13 protein-coding genes are annotated in these 14,865 nt (G+C 59.9%); 4 read left to right on the top strand and 9 right to left on the bottom strand.

Going from position 1 to position 14,865, the window contains the following annotated elements; all coding sequences use genetic code 11:
* Positions 1 to 17 precede the first annotated feature (17 nt).
* From hflX to trkA, 4 genes are all read right to left on the bottom strand, one after another.
* Complete coding sequence (hflX, locus tag GOW31_RS03390; protein WP_171115657.1) at positions 18 to 1,289, bottom strand: GTPase HflX; 1,272 nt, start codon at positions 1,287 to 1,289, stop codon at positions 18 to 20.
* A complete protein-coding gene (hfq, locus tag GOW31_RS03385; protein ID WP_005982826.1) occupies positions 1,289 to 1,528 on the bottom strand; it encodes an RNA chaperone Hfq in 240 nt (79 codons plus the stop codon). The genes hflX and hfq overlap by 1 nt, the downstream gene beginning before the upstream one ends.
* A 132-nt stretch (positions 1,529 to 1,660) precedes the next feature.
* Positions 1,661 to 3,199, bottom strand: coding sequence for a TrkH family potassium uptake protein (locus GOW31_RS03380; protein WP_171167880.1), 1,539 nt, complete (start codon positions 3,197 to 3,199; stop codon positions 1,661 to 1,663).
* Positions 3,199 to 4,575 (bottom strand): Trk system potassium transporter TrkA, encoded by a 1,377-nt coding sequence (gene trkA / locus GOW31_RS03375; RefSeq protein ID WP_152458149.1) that lies wholly within the window; start codon positions 4,573 to 4,575, stop codon positions 3,199 to 3,201. Before trkA ends, GOW31_RS03380 begins: the two co-directional genes overlap by 1 nt.
* A 96-nt stretch (positions 4,576 to 4,671) precedes the next feature.
* On the opposite strand from trkA, the gene GOW31_RS03370 reads away from it, so the two are divergent.
* A complete protein-coding gene (locus GOW31_RS03370; RefSeq protein WP_171167879.1) occupies positions 4,672 to 5,151 on the top strand; it encodes a hypothetical protein in 480 nt (159 codons plus the stop codon).
* 18 nt (positions 5,152 to 5,169) lie between these two features.
* On the opposite strand, the gene GOW31_RS03365 is transcribed toward GOW31_RS03370, so the two are convergent.
* The 5 genes from GOW31_RS03365 to dusB form a co-directional block, all read right to left on the bottom strand.
* Positions 5,170 to 6,579: a sigma-54 dependent transcriptional regulator gene (locus tag GOW31_RS03365; RefSeq protein WP_171167877.1), complete on the bottom strand. Its 1,410-nt coding sequence runs from the start codon at positions 6,577 to 6,579 to the stop codon at positions 5,170 to 5,172.
* Complete coding sequence (locus GOW31_RS03360; protein ID WP_171168664.1) at positions 6,576 to 8,840, bottom strand: PAS domain-containing sensor histidine kinase; 2,265 nt, start codon at positions 8,838 to 8,840, stop codon at positions 6,576 to 6,578. Before GOW31_RS03360 ends, GOW31_RS03365 begins: the two co-directional genes overlap by 4 nt.
* Before the next feature lie 123 nt (positions 8,841 to 8,963).
* Positions 8,964 to 10,331: a response regulator gene (locus tag GOW31_RS03355; RefSeq protein ID WP_171167875.1), complete on the bottom strand. Its 1,368-nt coding sequence runs from the start codon at positions 10,329 to 10,331 to the stop codon at positions 8,964 to 8,966.
* Positions 10,331 to 11,419 carry a nitrogen regulation protein NR(II) gene (locus GOW31_RS03350; protein WP_171167873.1) on the bottom strand — a complete coding sequence of 363 codons (1,089 nt, stop codon included), beginning with the start codon at positions 11,417 to 11,419 and terminating at the stop codon, positions 10,331 to 10,333. Before GOW31_RS03350 ends, GOW31_RS03355 begins: the two co-directional genes overlap by 1 nt.
* Positions 11,416 to 12,399: a tRNA dihydrouridine synthase DusB gene (gene dusB / locus GOW31_RS03345; protein WP_256368774.1), complete on the bottom strand. Its 984-nt coding sequence runs from the start codon at positions 12,397 to 12,399 to the stop codon at positions 11,416 to 11,418. The genes GOW31_RS03350 and dusB overlap by 4 nt, the downstream gene beginning before the upstream one ends.
* A gap of 182 nt (positions 12,400 to 12,581) precedes the next feature.
* Between dusB and GOW31_RS03340 the strand changes: the two genes are divergently transcribed.
* The 3 genes from GOW31_RS03340 to GOW31_RS03330 are packed head-to-tail and all read left to right on the top strand — an operon-like array spanning position 12,582 to position 14,679.
* The gene (locus GOW31_RS03340) at positions 12,582 to 13,712 is read left to right on the top strand and encodes a bifunctional 2-C-methyl-D-erythritol 4-phosphate cytidylyltransferase/2-C-methyl-D-erythritol 2,4-cyclodiphosphate synthase (RefSeq protein ID WP_171167869.1); all 1,131 of its coding nucleotides are present in this window, start codon (positions 12,582 to 12,584) and stop codon (positions 13,710 to 13,712) included.
* On the top strand, positions 13,709 to 14,206 hold the full coding sequence (locus GOW31_RS03335) for a phosphatidylglycerophosphatase A (RefSeq protein ID WP_171168662.1): 498 nt from the start codon (positions 13,709 to 13,711) through the stop codon (positions 14,204 to 14,206). The genes GOW31_RS03340 and GOW31_RS03335 overlap by 4 nt, the downstream gene beginning before the upstream one ends.
* The gene (locus GOW31_RS03330) at positions 14,203 to 14,679 is read left to right on the top strand and encodes a CinA family protein (protein ID WP_171167868.1); all 477 of its coding nucleotides are present in this window, start codon (positions 14,203 to 14,205) and stop codon (positions 14,677 to 14,679) included. The genes GOW31_RS03335 and GOW31_RS03330 overlap by 4 nt, the downstream gene beginning before the upstream one ends.
* The last annotated feature ends 186 nt before the right edge of the window (positions 14,680 to 14,865 follow it).

The following is a 14,865-nucleotide window of genomic DNA, read 5'->3' as shown; positions in this document are numbered from 1 at the left end:
CAGCGCTGTCCCCAAATCTACAACGAGTCAAACTGAGCCGCCTGTTTATCGGTCCACAATACCGTGATGCGGAAACCGTCATCGGTCTGTTCTTCTGTACGCACCACATCCTGGCGGAACAACCAGGCCCGCTTGTCCCCGTCAGAGAAAGACAGATCCAATACCACCTCACGCCGTGCACCTTGCAGATGCATCGCAATCTCGGACAGCAACGGCGCGATGCCTTCCCCGGTTACAGCCGAAATCGCGAATATCTCAGGATCTCGGTCCGCCCGCGCCAGCGTTGCCTCGCGCTCATCGGCGCTCAGCAGGTCTATCTTGTTCCAGACCTCAAGCCGAGGCCTCTCTTCGCCGACGCCCAGCGAGGTCAGGATCGCCTCGACATCCTGCGCCTGCGCCTCTGTTTCCTCGTGGCTGATATCACGCACATGGACGATCAGGTCGGCCCCCAGGACTTCTTCCAGCGTGGCCCGGAAAGCCGCAACAAGCTCGGTCGGGAGGTTCGAGATAAAGCCCACCGTGTCCGACAGGATCACTTCGGGGCCGTCGGGCAACTGTACGCGGCGCATGGTCGGATCCAGCGTGGCAAACAGCATGTCCTTGGCCATCACTTCGGCCCCGGTCAGGTGATTGAACAGCGTCGATTTCCCTGCGTTCGTATACCCGACGAGTGCGACGATTGGATAAGGCACCTTGGCCCGGGCGGCCCGGTGCAGTGTCCGGGTCTTGACCACCTTCTGCAACTGCCGCCGCAAGCGTACCAGTTGCTCGTCAATGGCGCGGCGGTCGGCTTCGATCTGGGTTTCGCCGGGTCCGCCGACAAATCCCAAACCACCGCGCTGACGTTCAAGGTGTGTCCACGCCCGTACCAGCCGCGTCCGCTGATAGCTGAGCGCGGCCATCTCGACCTGCAACACACCTTCCCGCGTGCGGGCGCGATCGCTGAAAATCTCAAGGATCAACCCGGTCCGATCGAGGATCTTGACCTTCCACGCCTTTTCCAGATTGCGCTGCTGCACCGGGGTCACCGGCCCGTCGATCAGAACCAGTTCAACCTCGTTGTCGCGAAAACGCTCGCCAAGTTCTTCAATCTTGCCGCTGCCGAACAAGTACCCGGCCTGCGCGCGTTGAAGTCGCACGACTTCTGACCCGATCACGTCCAGATCGGGCAATGCGGCGGCCAGTGCCACCGCCTCTTCCAGCGCCGGTTCGGGGACACGGCGCTGTTCGTCTGATTTGATTTCGGGATGCAGCACCCAGGCCCGGGTGCGCGCCCGCTCATGTTCCATCAAGAGGCGTCTTCGCCCTCATACAGGTTGATCGGCTGTGACGGCATGATGGTCGAAATCGCGTGTTTGTAGACCAGCTGCGACTGTCCGTCGCGGCGCAACAATACGCAGAAATTGTCGAACCAGGTGATGACACCCTGCAATTTCACACCGTTGATCAGGAAAATCGTGACCGGAACCTTAGCTTTCCGTACATTGTTCAGGAAGGCATCCTGAAGATTCTGTCTGTCCGAAGCCATATTTTTATAATCTCGCCATTGTTCTTGCTACGCGCTGCGGACCAACGCGCTCCCTCCGGCAGAGTATGGAGTGCTACGCACAGATATTCCAGATGAAAAATCAGGCGTTAGCCGCCGCATGATGTGCCCGGCTCAATCCCGCCAAAGTGACGGGGTGATCAGGGCGATGATCGCCAGCGTTTCCAGACGCCCGATGACCATGGCCGCGCACAGCGTCAGCTTGGCGCCGGCAGAAAGATCGATCAGGCGAATTGGTACGTCGGTGGCCAACTCGATCAACGGCCCCGTCGTGCTGAGCGTGGCCACGCTCAGCACCATGGCCTGTTCGAACCCGGACCCCATCGCCGCAAGCAATAGGTTGAATACCGCAAGGGTCAGCGCAAAAAGCATCAGAAAGATCCAGGCGATGAACGCCCCGTCGCTTTGAATGCGGCGATTGCCACCCCCTGCACCGCTGACGGACGAGGGATAGATCAGGCGGTCGATCTCTCGTGCGCCATTCAGATACAGCGCGAAGACCCGCAACAGCTTGACCCCTCCGGCCGTCGTCGCGACGCCTCCGCCGATCAATGCCAGCCCCATCAACAGCAAACCGGGCGTTCCCAAACCCGACAGTTGCTGTGCGTCGTTCCAGTTCGCGCTTTCGAATCCGGCCGTCGTCAGGAAAGCCAGAACGGTGAACAGCATCCCCCAGATGACTTGCAACGCCTGCATTGGTTCCATTTGACCACCGATTTCCGTCACGCCCGCGACAACCCGGAAGAACAACAGGATTGCGACAGCAAGGACAATCATCAGACCGATGCGAAACTCTGGGTCCGTATCCAGACGGGAATAGCCTGTTGTCGCGGTATCCTTCGAAAAAGTCAGACGCGAGAGAGCAAAGAACAGGAACAGAAACAGGATGGCTTCGCCCGTAAACCCGGCCTGCGCCCCTTCCATGCCGCCGACCGGAGAGATGCCGGACGTGGCCATCACTGCCATCGCATGGCACACGGCCGTCAGACCGACTTCACCGGCAATCAACAGAAGAACCCAGATCACGGTCGTCAGCCCGACATAGACTGGTGTCAGGGTCCTGGCGACACGGATCAGACGGCCTCGCGGGTCCACGCGCTCGCTCTGTGCCACCCCTGACACCGGGCGCCCCGGCTGGCCTTTGGCAGTGACCTCGAACCCGCCAAGCGACAGCGGAGCAAGGATCGCCGCAGCGGCGATCCACATCAGCAGGCCGCCCATCCAACCGACCATGGCGCGCCACAAATGCAACGGGGCCGTCAGGCGGGCCGGATCCGGAAACAGGTCCGCCCCCGTGGTCGTCAGAGAACTGACCATATCGAAATAGGCGTTCAGAAAGGTGGTCGTTCCAAGCGCGTCGTGAAATGGGATCGCCAGAAAGATGGGTAGCAGCGTGAAACAGGCCAGCATCACCGCCAGCTGCCCCAACGTGCCGCGCCGGGGTATGCGGTTGGAGGACGCCATCGCGATGGTGGCAACCAAAAACAAGCCCAGGATCCCGGAATACAGAAAGGATCGTGACGTGTCGTGATCGTCCAGAGCCAACGCATAGATCGCTGGAATCCACATGGTCAGGGATGCAATGCCCCAGATCAGCAGGAACAACGGCAACCGCCGCAACAATCCAACCTGTTGTGTCCCTGCATGCGCCATCAGAAGAAATCGATTGAAACCTGCATCAGGCGTTCAACCTCTGGCACGTCTTTGGCCATGGCAAAGATTGCGACCACATCTTTTTCATCGATCCGCAGGCTGCCTGTCGGTCGCAAAACCTCGTCTCCCTTGCGGACCGCGCCCACAAGCACCCCCTCGGGAAAGTCGATATCGCGCAGACGTTGCCCGGCCATAGGCGAGGTTGACAGAACCTCGGCCTCGATCACCTCGGCCTCGGCGTCCCCTATGGAATAGACCTGACGCACCCGTCCATGCCGGATGTGCCGCAGGATCGAACTGACGGTCGTGGCCCGCGGGTTGATATAAGCATCGATCCCCAAAGGCCCCATCAGGGCCACCATGCTGGGATCGTTGATCAATGCAATCGCCAGAGCGCAGCCTTCGGCCTTGGCACGCACCGCAGCCAGCATGTTCGTACGGTCGTCATCCGTAACTGCCAGCATCGCATCGGCCCGCTCGATCCCCGCTTCGCTCAGCAACCCGGCATCCAGCCCGTCGCCATGCAGCACGATCGTCCGTTCCAGAGCTTCGGCGGCGAGTTCAGCGCAATGGCGGTCGCGTTCGATGATCTTGGCCCGCACGCGGCTTTCTCGTTCTTCCAGCGTTCTGGCCACTTCCAGCCCGACATTTCCGCCGCCCACGATCACCACGCGATCCTGCCGCTTCTGCGCCTTGCCGAACACCTCCATGGTGCGATCCACGTCCTTGACGTTGGTAAAGACATAGCATTCGTCGCCCACGAACAACTGATCCTCGGACTCGGGCGCAAACAGCGTGCCTTCGCGCCGCACCCCAACCACGATGGAACTGAGGGTCGAGAACAGATCCGTCAGCTGCCGCAACGGTGTATTCACGATCGGGCAATCCTCTTCCACCCGCACCCCAAGAAGCTGCGCCTTGCCGTCCATGAAAATCTCGGTGTCAAAGGCGGATGGGGCAGACAGGCGGCGCATGGCGGCGGCGGCAACTTCGCGTTCGGGGCTGATCACCACATCAATCGGCAGATGATCACGACGGTACAGATCCGAGTGGATCGCCTCGAGGTAGGATTTCGACCGCAGGCGCGCGATCTTGCGCTGGATCGAAAAGACCGAATGCGCCATCTGGCAGGTGACCATGTTCACCTCATCCGAATGGGTGGCGGCAATGATCATGTCAGCGTCACGGGCCCCTGCCCGTTCCAGCACGTCCGGATAACTTGCAAACCCGGCGATCCCCTGCACATCAAGCGTTTCAGTCGCCCGCCTTACCAGGTCGGGATTGTTGTCCACGACGGTAACATCGTTCAGCTCGCCCGAAAGATGCCGCGCGATCTGCCAGCCGACCTGACCCGCACCGCAAATAATGACCTTCATGCTTCTGGCCCTTCTGCCTGAAAGGATTGAATGACAGATGCCCCCAGAGCGGTCAATTGAATTGTCATCGCAGCCCGGCTGCGGCAAGATAAGCATATGAAAACGCTGTTTCCCATGCTGTTACCTTTGATGGTGCTGACTTCTTGCGGACCACTTTCGCTTTACTACCGCGAAGGTGAAACCGTATCGCGCCTGCAAAAAGAGACCACTCAGTGCCAGCTGAAGGCGGTCAAAGAGGTGCCGGTAGCCAATCAGATCCGCCAAAGCCCGCCAACCTACTGGCCGGGGCGTACATATTGCGATGGCAGGGGTCGTTGCTATCGATCACCCGGCTGGTGGCAGCCCGGCCGTGTTTATACCGTGGATGTGAATCAGGGCCTGCGCAACACGGTCGAAGCGCAATGCATGGCCCAGAAAGGGTTTCGACCCGTCAGCCTGCCGCCGTGCAAGCAGAACGTCAAATCACGCGTGCCCGCGACGCGAACAACCACTTTGCCACCGCTCAACAGCGCGTCGTGCTTTGTGAAATTCGATGACGGCTCATTTCAGATCATAACACCTGGTCAGGCCGGCTGAGGCCGTGCGACCGGCAGATTATTCTGCCGGTTCGGGTTCATCGATTTGCGCCACGCGCGCACCGGATTTGTTCGAAGTCACCACGCCCAGCGATTTCAACTTCCGATGCAGGGCACTGCGTTCCATGCCTACAAAGCTGGCCGTGCGGCTGATATTGCCGCCAAACCGGTTGATCTGTGTCAGCAGATACTCTCGCTCGAACGCCTCGCGGGCTTCGCGCAACGGCAAGGTGGCCAATGCGCCAGACAACACGACACGACCTGAATCTTCTGCCTTTTCTTCCTCGTTGGGCAACTCACGCGCCTCAATCGGGCCGGAGCCATCGCCAAGGATCAGAACCCGCTCGATCAGGTTTTTGAGCTGGCGCACGTTGCCGGGCCAGGTCATCGTCTGCAACAGCGCGACAGCCTCTTCCGAAAGTTCCCTGATCGGCAAACCCTGAGTTTCGTTGCACGTCTCAATAAAGTGCTGCGCCAGAACCGGGATATCTTCACGCCGATCTTCCAGTGACGGCACGGCAATCGGCACGACGTTCAGACGGTGGTACAGCTCTTCGCGGAACCGTTCAGCCGCGATTTCTTCGTCAAGATCCTTGCTTGTTGACGAGATCACGCGAAGGTCCACGCGCACCTTGTCACTGCCACCGACACGCTGGAACTGCTGATCCACCAGCACCCGCAGGATTTTTGATTGTGTCCCAAGGGGCATGTCGGCAACTTCGTCAAAATAGACCACGCCTCCATGCGCCTCTTCCAGCAAACCCGATTCCACGCCGCGTTCTGCCGATTCCCGGCCAAACAGCACCTCTTCCACACGTTCGGGTTCGATCCCGGCGCAGTTTACCGTGACAAATGGCGCGTTGGCGCGATTTGAATGGGCATGGATGTACCGTGCTGCAATCTCTTTGCCGGACCCAGCTGGGCCGCTGAGCATCACGCGGCCATTCGACTTGGTCACCTTGTCCAACTGCCCCTGCATGGCGCGGAACGCGGCGGATTTGCCGATCATGTCGGAATTGTTGACTTCTTTCCGCTTCAGAGACGCATTCTCGCGACGCAGGCGAGAGGTCTCCATCGCGCGGCGGACCACCACCATCAACTGGTCTATGTTGAACGGCTTTTCGATAAAATCATAGGCGCCCTGCTTGATTGCGGCGACGGCGATTTCAATGTTGCCGTGGCCCGAAATGATCACCACCGGCACATCCGGGTTGTCGCGTTTCACCGCTTTCAGGATGTCGATGCCATCCATTCGGCTGTCTTTCAGCCAGATATCCAGGATCAACAATCCCGGCGGTTCAGAGTTGATCGACGCCATGCACTCGTCCGAGTTGGCCGCCAGCCGGGTTGAATAGCCTTCGTCCTCCAGAATGTCGGACACCAGCTCGCGAATATCGCGTTCATCATCTACGATCAGAATGTCACTCATCTTTGGCCTGCTTTCAGTTTGTTGGTTCTAATTGCCTGCTTCTGTGGCGCTGCCGTTTGGGACACAGTAACCCCCGGCAATCGGATCACGGCCATCGCGCCAAAATGGTCCTGTCCGTCAAATACGGGCGCATCCTCGAGGGTCAGCGCGCCGCCATGCTCTTCAATGATCTTCTTGACGATGGGCAGGCCCAGCCCGGTCCCTTCGTCGCGTGTCGTTACATAGGGCTCAAACAGCCGTGCCCGATCCTCGGGCAGGCCGATCCCGTTGTCTGCAATGGTTATGACCGTACCCGCATCATCACTGGTAACCGCCACTTTGATCTGTGGCTGAAGGTTGTCGGGCGCCCCTTTTTCCTTAAGGGTTACAATTGCTTCCCCGGCATTCTTGATGAGGTTGGTAAGCGCCTGGTTCAGCATGGTTGCATCCACATCGGCCATGATGGGCTGTTGCGGCAGATCGGCATCAATGTGCACATCCGGCTGCCCGGCCTGTTGCAGCAGGACCGCCTCATGCACCAGATCAACAAGGTTTTCTTCCCTGCGTTCAGGTTCGGGCATCCGTGCAAATTTCGAGAATTCATCCACGATGCGACGCAGATCGTTGGTCTGCCGCACAATCACGTTGGTCATCGAATCCAGGCTGCTGCTGTCTTCCTCATCCAGTTTGCGCGAGAACTTGCGCTTGATCCGTTCCGCGCTCAGCTGGATCGGGGTCAGAGGGTTCTTGATCTCATGCGCGATGCGGCGGGCCACGTCACCCCAGGCCGCCATCCGTTGGGCGCTGACCAGATCGGTGACGTCATCGAAGGCAACCACATAGCCTTCCAGGCCGCCATCTTCTCCGCGACGGATGGCCATGCGGACCAACAGGTTCTCGAGCCGTCCCTTGCGGGTCACTTTGATTTCGCCCTGAACGGCCTCTTGCCCGCTGTCCTTCAGACTTTCAAACAGGGGCAGAAATTCCGGCACCGCAATGCCGATGGCCAGATGCTGCTCGCCCCCGGTCCAATCCAGCAACCGCTCGGCCGAACGGTTCACGAAGGTAATGCATCCTTCCGGGTCCACCCCAACGACACCCGAAGTGACCGAACTGAGCACCGAATCGAACAGACGGCGCCGGCTTTCAATTTGCCGCGTGTTCTCCAACAGCGTATCGCGCTGTCCTTTCAACTGCCGGGTCATCTGGTTGAAATACCGGCCCAGCATCGCGATTTCGTCGTCGCTGGCCTCTTCAATCACCTGGACGCTCAGATCACCGGCCCCAACCCGCTGCGCCGCGGTGGTCAACCGCCCCACGGGACGCGACAGCCGTTCCGCAAACCACATGCCCAGGGACATAGCCGCAAGGATCAGGATCAACGCAAAGCCCAGATACAACAGGCCGAACTCAAACAGCACCCTGCCCCGTTCGCTTTCCAGTTGCTGATAGAACTGTGCCGTTTCCTTGGTATCGTCGAGCAGCGTCAACAACTGCCCATCCACCTCGCGGCTGACATAGAGATAGCGATCCAGATAAGCCTTCAGAGGAACCAGCGCGCGGAACTCGTTGTTGGGCCAGTCGGCGATGATCAGCAGGCCCTTGTCGGTGGCTTCTGCAATCTGCTCGGGGGTTGGGGCTTCGTAGTTGAACAGGTAGGACCGGTCCCCGCGCGATTTGATTTCGCCACCACCGTCGATGACATAGGCTTCGCGCAGCCCCCGTTGAATCTGAGCTTGCCCCTGCGCCAGAACTTCGCGCAGTTCAGCGTCCGAGATATAGAAGTCCAGCGATCGGGCGTTGTCCAGATATCGCGCAAGAACAGACGCGTCTTGCGTTAACCCTCGGCGGTGTTCCTGTTCATACGCTTCTGCCGCCGTCAGCGAAGATCCCACAACCTGGCGAACGCGGTCGGAAAACCAGCCCTCAAGCCCGATATTGACGGTCAATCCGGCGAAAATCGCCACGGTCACGGTTGGAACCAGCGCCAGCAGAGTAAACGCCCCGATCAGGCGCAAATGCAGGCGCGAACCCGCCGACTTGGCCCGACGTGCGGCAATCAAGCTGCCAACCTGCCCAAGCACAAGTGCAGCAACAACCAGAACGTATACGAGATCGGCCAACAGAATCAGCCGCAAGGTCGGTGCAGTGGCGCCAAGATCGAAAGGACCGATGACAAGGTAAGTGGCCAGCGCCAGAACAGGCCCCATGAGAACCAGGCCAAACGTGCCAAAATTGCGCAGTTTCCGTGATTTACGCCATCGACTGATCGATGGGATCATCCCGCTCTGTGCTCGGGTTGCCACTGTCTGCCCTCATCCTGATGTGCCGCTTGCGCGGCTTACCGCCATATATCGTGATCTTTTCCCTACAGATGCCGGGATGCCACGGTTTGTGTGGCGATATTACATCAGTTTGCGTCGACGTGTCACCTGAATATCGAGATCCGTAATCTTTTTTCGCAACGTATTTCGGTTGATTCCCAGCAAATCGGCACATTTCGCCTGATTTCCGCCAGTTGCATCCAACGCGATTTCGATCAGTGGGGCCTCAACTTCCCGCAATATGCGTTGATACAGGCCCGGGGGCGGCAGAATGTTGCCGTGCAGGTCAAAATACCTCCGCAGATGCCGCTCGACCGAGGTCGAAAGCTTTTCGCGCTCACCGCCGCTCAGGACCGGTTCCGCCTCTGGCTGGCTGCCCAGCACCGTTTCCACTTCGGCTTTGGTGATTTCATCAGCACGGCTGGTCAGACCCAACCGGCGCACGGCATTTTCCAGTTGCCGCACGTTCCCGGGCCAGGAATAGCGCCGCACCAGTTCCACCGCCTCGGGGCTGAGCCAGCGCTTGGTGCCGTTTTCCCGCTCTTCCCGCGCCAGGAAATGCTCGGCCAGCAGCGGAATGTCATCCACCCTCTCGCGCAGTGATGGAACGTGGATCGTCGCCCCGCACAAGCGATAATAAAGGTCCTGACGGATGCGCCCGTTCTCCATCCCTTCGGTCAGGTCTGATTGGCTGGTGGCCATGAAACGGGGAACGTGATCGCCCGGTGTGTCCATCATGCGGACGATGCGCGCCTGAACCTCATCTTCGATATCTGCGATTTCGTCTATCAACAGCGTACCGCCGCGAACCCGCGCCATCACACGGGCCGGGCCTTCCAGATCGCGCAATTCGGCAGCGGTGACAGTGACAAAGGGCAAGGTTCGACGGTCGGAAAAATCGTGAATGGCTCGGGCAATCAGTGACTTGCCCGTGCCGCTTTCACCGGAAATCATGACCGAGAGGTCCGTGTTCATCACCCGGGCGACCAACCGGTACAGGGCCTGCATCACCGGTGTTCGCCCGACTAGAGGCAGTTCTTCGGGGCGCTCGCTTGTGCCCACGGCCGGCTCTGGCTGGGCGCGTTGCTTCTGATCCAGCGCCCGCGCCGTCCGTTTCATCAGATCCGGCAGGTCGAAGGGTTTTGGCAGATAATCGTACGCATCCGCCTCTGTCGCCTGAATCGCCGTCATGATGGTGTTTTGTGCGGAAATCACGATCACCGGCAAACCGGGGCGGTCTTCGGCAATCTTCGGCAGCATCTCAAGACCGTTTCCATCAGGCATGACCACGTCGGAAATCACCACGTCCCCTTTCCCCTCGCCGACCCAGCGCATCAACGTGGTCAGTGATGAGGTCGCATGCACTTTGCACCCGGCACGCGTGAGGGCCTGTGTCAGAACAGTGCGGATCGTGCGATCGTCGTCCGCGACCAGTACGGTGCCATCCATCAGGTGCTCTCCTTCTTGTCCTCGATTGCGTCTCGCGGCGCGCGGCGCAGCGACAGTTTGAATACCGTTCGCCCGGGCACGGATTCGGCCGAAATCCAGCCGTCATGGTCCGAGATGATCTTGCTGACCAGCGCCAGCCCCAGGCCGGTGCCGTTTTCCTTGCCGGATACGAAGGGATCAAAAATGTCGCCGCGGATGTCTTCTGGCAGGCCCGGACCATCATCGATGATCTCGATCTGCAAGGGCAGCGAATGCCCTGACCCGTCACTGCGACGCAACCGGAACGAATGTTCGAAATAGGTCCGCAGGCGGATCGTTCCGCTCTGCGATCCTGCCGCTTCGGACGCATTCCTGAGCAGATTCAGGATCACCTGCAGAATCTGATCCGGGTCTCCGTAAGCCAGCGGCAGCGACGGGTCATAGTCTTCGACGATCGTCATGTCAGCGCCAAATCCCAACAATGCCGACCGTCTTGCGCGATCCAGCACATCGTGGATGTTGACCGGCTTGAAGTCAGGTTTCTGAAGGTTCCCGAATTGCTCGACCTGTTCCAACAACTTCACGATCCGGCGGCTTTCGGCAACAATAAGGTCAGTCAGTTCAAGATCTTGCGGCGGTATATTCATGCTGAGTAACTGCGCCGCACCGGTGATCCCGGCCAGCGGATTCTTGATCTCGTGCGCCAGCATTTCTGCCATACCGATGGCGGATTGTGCCGCGGATTTGACGGTATTCCCGCGCGTCATCCGACCTGCCAGTTCACGAGGCGATATGATCATGATCATAGAGCCCGGATGCCCAACCAAAGGCGCAATCTGCAACGCGCATTGCAGCGGCGCTCGGCTACCCGACCCCACATCCACATCATTCACGAACAATGGCGTGCCCTGCCAGCGGGCGCGCTCGAACGCCTCTTCCAACGGCGCGTCCACGGCGATCTGATCCCACACTGGATGGCCGATCACCGATTTGCGCGACGCGTTCAGAAACCCCTCACCCGCAGCATTCACATCGGATATCCGGTCCTGTTCATCAATAATGAACGCCGGAACCGGCAGCGAGTTCCAGATGCTGGCATCGGAATTCATGCCGCCACCTCGTCCGTGTCGCTGAGCGCATCTGCCAACAGACGCAGAACTTCCGCCGGATCACGTGACGTCAGGACCGCCCGGCGCAAGGGCGCAGGCGTCGCGGCTTCGTCCATGTACCATCCCAGATGCTTTCGGGCGACACGCAGACCCAGATCAGCGCCATAGAAATCCAGCATCGACTGATAATGCGCGCAAACCATATCAACCAGATCATGACCGGTCGGAATCTCGGGCGCCTCGGCCCCGTACAGGTCGTGACAGATTTGCGCCAACACCCAAGGTTTGCCCTGGGCGCCACGACCGACCATCACCCCATCCGCGCCGGATTGGCGCAACGCGGTTCGGGCGGCGTCAGTGTCCAAGATGTCTCCGTTCGCGATGACCGGGATCGATACGGCCTCTTTCACCGCCCGGATCGCCTGCCAATCGGCGTGACCCTTGTAGAACTGACAGCGTGTGCGGCCATGGATCGTGACCATCTGAATACCTGCGTCCTGAGCGCGGCGTGCCACGTCGGGCGCGTTCAACAGAGTGTCGTCCCATCCCAGCCGGGTTTTCAGCGTCACCGGCAGATCGACCGCGCCCACCACGGCCTCGATCAGTGCAAGCGCGTGGTCCGGCGTTTTCAGTAGGGCCGAGCCGGAATAACCGTTTGTTACCTTCTTGGCGGGGCACCCCATGTTGATGTCGATCACACGCGCGCCACGGTCGGCCACCTGACGGGCCGCCTCGGCCATCCAATGGGCCTCGCGCCCGGCCAGTTGCACGGCGGTGTTTTCCACATCCGCGGACAGTTCCGCCCGTTCCCGCACGCCGGGCTTGGCCTGTACCATCTCTTGACTGGCGACCATTTCGCTGACGACCATACCCGCACCGAAACGCATCACCAGATCGCGAAACGGGCGGTCGGTGATTCCGGCCATGGGGGCCAGCAAAACAGGCGGTGCTATTTCCTTGTCGGCAAGGTGCAATGTCAACGTGCTTAATCCTTGGGCAGTTGTGGTTTTGATATCGGTTTCTGCGCATATGAACAACAAAACGGCACGCGACAAGCCCGCTAAATCATCATTTGCCTAATTATTAATCACATGACCATGGGTGATTGCCTCTGCATTCACCGCCGCCTAAACAATGCCCATCACGAGGAGAGCGCGCACATATGACAACTGCCGCCATCATAGTTGCCGCCGGTCGCGGGTCGCGCGCCGGGGGTGGCGTGCCAAAGCAATGGCGCAGCCTTGCGGGCCGGCGGGTGGCCGATTGGACGATCGAGCGCTTTCGCGGACAGGTGGATCACATTGTTCTGGTGTTGTCCGACGAAGACAGCGCCGCATGGGAAGAATTCCGTGAAACCGACCTGATCCTGGCTGCGGGCGGAACGGATCGCGCGGGATCGGTGCGCAATGGATTGGCTGCACTGGCCGACCGGAACGTGCAGCGCGTTTTGATCCACGACGTTGCAAGGCCTTGCGTCACAACCCGCATCATCACCGACGTTCTGAACGCCCTGGAAACATGTCCGGCGGCGGCGCCCGGGCTGGCGGTGACCGATGCGCTGTGGGTTGGGCATGAACAGGCCGTGACCGGAACGCAGGATCGCAGCAACCTGTTCGCCGCGCAAACTCCGCAGGGGTTTCACTATGACGCCATCACCGCCGCCCACGCCGCCCATCCGGGCGGCGCTGCGGACGATGTCGAAGTGGCCCGCGCCGCCGGCCTTGATGTCTGCATCGTACCGGGCGATGCGGACAATCTGAAAATCACCCGACCCGAGGATTTTGCCCGGGCGGAACGCATAATGGGAACGGAAATGGATGTAAGGCTGGGCAACGGGTACGATGTGCACCGTTTTGGCGATGGGGATCATGTGATCCTTTGCGGTGTGAAAGTGCCGCATGACCACGGACTGCAAGGCCATTCGGATGCCGATGTCGGAATGCACGCGGTCACCGATGCGATCTATGGCGCACTGGCGCAGGGGGATATTGGGCAGCATTTCCCGCCTTCGGATCCGCAATGGAAAGGCGCCGCCAGCGAGATTTTCCTGCGCCACGCGGTCGAGCTGGCGGGGCAGATGGGATACCGAATCTCGAACGTCGATTGCACGCTGGTCTGCGAATATCCAAAGATTGGCCCTTATGCACCGGCCATGCGAGAAAAAATGTCTGAAATCATGGACCTGCGTGCAGATCAGGTTTCGGTCAAGGCGACAACGTCCGAGCGTCTGGGCTTCACCGGCCGCAGCGAGGGCATCGCCTCTTTGGCCACGGCATGTCTGGTGAAAGCATGAACGCGGCACAGATGATCGGGACTGTCGGTGGCGTTGGCTATTTGCGCCCTGCCCCGGGCACCTGGGGATCGCTGGTGGCCCTGCCAATGGCCTGGGTATTGCACATGCTGGGTGGTTTCCCGTTGCTGGCCCTGGCAACGGTTGCGGTTTTTGTCGGCGGCCTGTGGGCCACACGCGTGATGACCGAAGGTCGGGATGACCACGACCCATCTGAAATCGTCATCGATGAGGTCGCAGGCCAGTTCATTGCGCTTTGGGCAATTTCCTATCCGTCCTGGGCGCATGGAATCGACATTACCGCGCTCTGGCCCGGCTGGGTTGGTGGGTTCATCCTGTTTCGTCTGTTCGACATCACCAAACCCGGCCCTGTCGGCTGGGCTGATCGCCGCGGCGATCCGATGGGCGTGATGCTGGATGACGTGATTGCAGGTTTATTTGCAGCCATCGGAGTGATGGTTCTGGCAGGTATCGCACACGGAGTTCTGGGGTTATGAACGTGACAGACCTGCTGGACCGCGCCAAGGCGCAGGGCGTGATGATCGCCACCGCCGAAAGCTGCACCGGCGGCATGGTCGCTGCGGCCCTGACCGATATTCCCGGCAGCTCGGCGGTCGTGGATCGGGGTTTTGTCACCTACACCAACGAGGCCAAACAGGACATGCTGGGCGTTCGGGCCGAAACGCTGAACGCGCACGGTGCGGTTTCCGAACAGGTGGCCCGTGAAATGGCAGATGGCGCGCTGCGCAACTCACTGGCTCAACTTGCCGTCTCGATCACGGGAATTGCCGGGCCGGGCGGGTCCGAATTCAAACCCGAAGGGCGCGTGTGTTTCGGCTTGGCCGTCAAGGGACAGCCGACGCATGTTGACACCGTTGAATTCGGCGCACCCGGTCGCGATGCCGTGCGGCGCGCGGCGCGTGACCACGCCTTGACCCTGCTGTACACGGCCCTTTCCGCAGGCGCCTAAACTTTCAGCACATGGCCAAAAAAACCGCTTCTTTTGAAGTCAGTTGAAAAAAGGCTGCCAAAACAGGCACTTTTTTTCGCTTTGCCTCTTTTTTCTCCAACCGACGGTGGCTTGAAACAGCCCACACCGCTCACGCAGCGCCGATCCGTGCCCAGTTTCCACGGATCCGCGCACTCATTCGGAAGG

The sequence above is a fragment of the Ruegeria sp. HKCCA0370 genome (genome assembly GCF_013033705.1).
GTDB lineage: Bacteria > Pseudomonadota > Alphaproteobacteria > Rhodobacterales > Rhodobacteraceae > Ruegeria.
The sequence above is the reverse complement of the archived record's forward strand: the minus strand, read 5'-3'. Positions and strand labels throughout refer to the sequence as shown.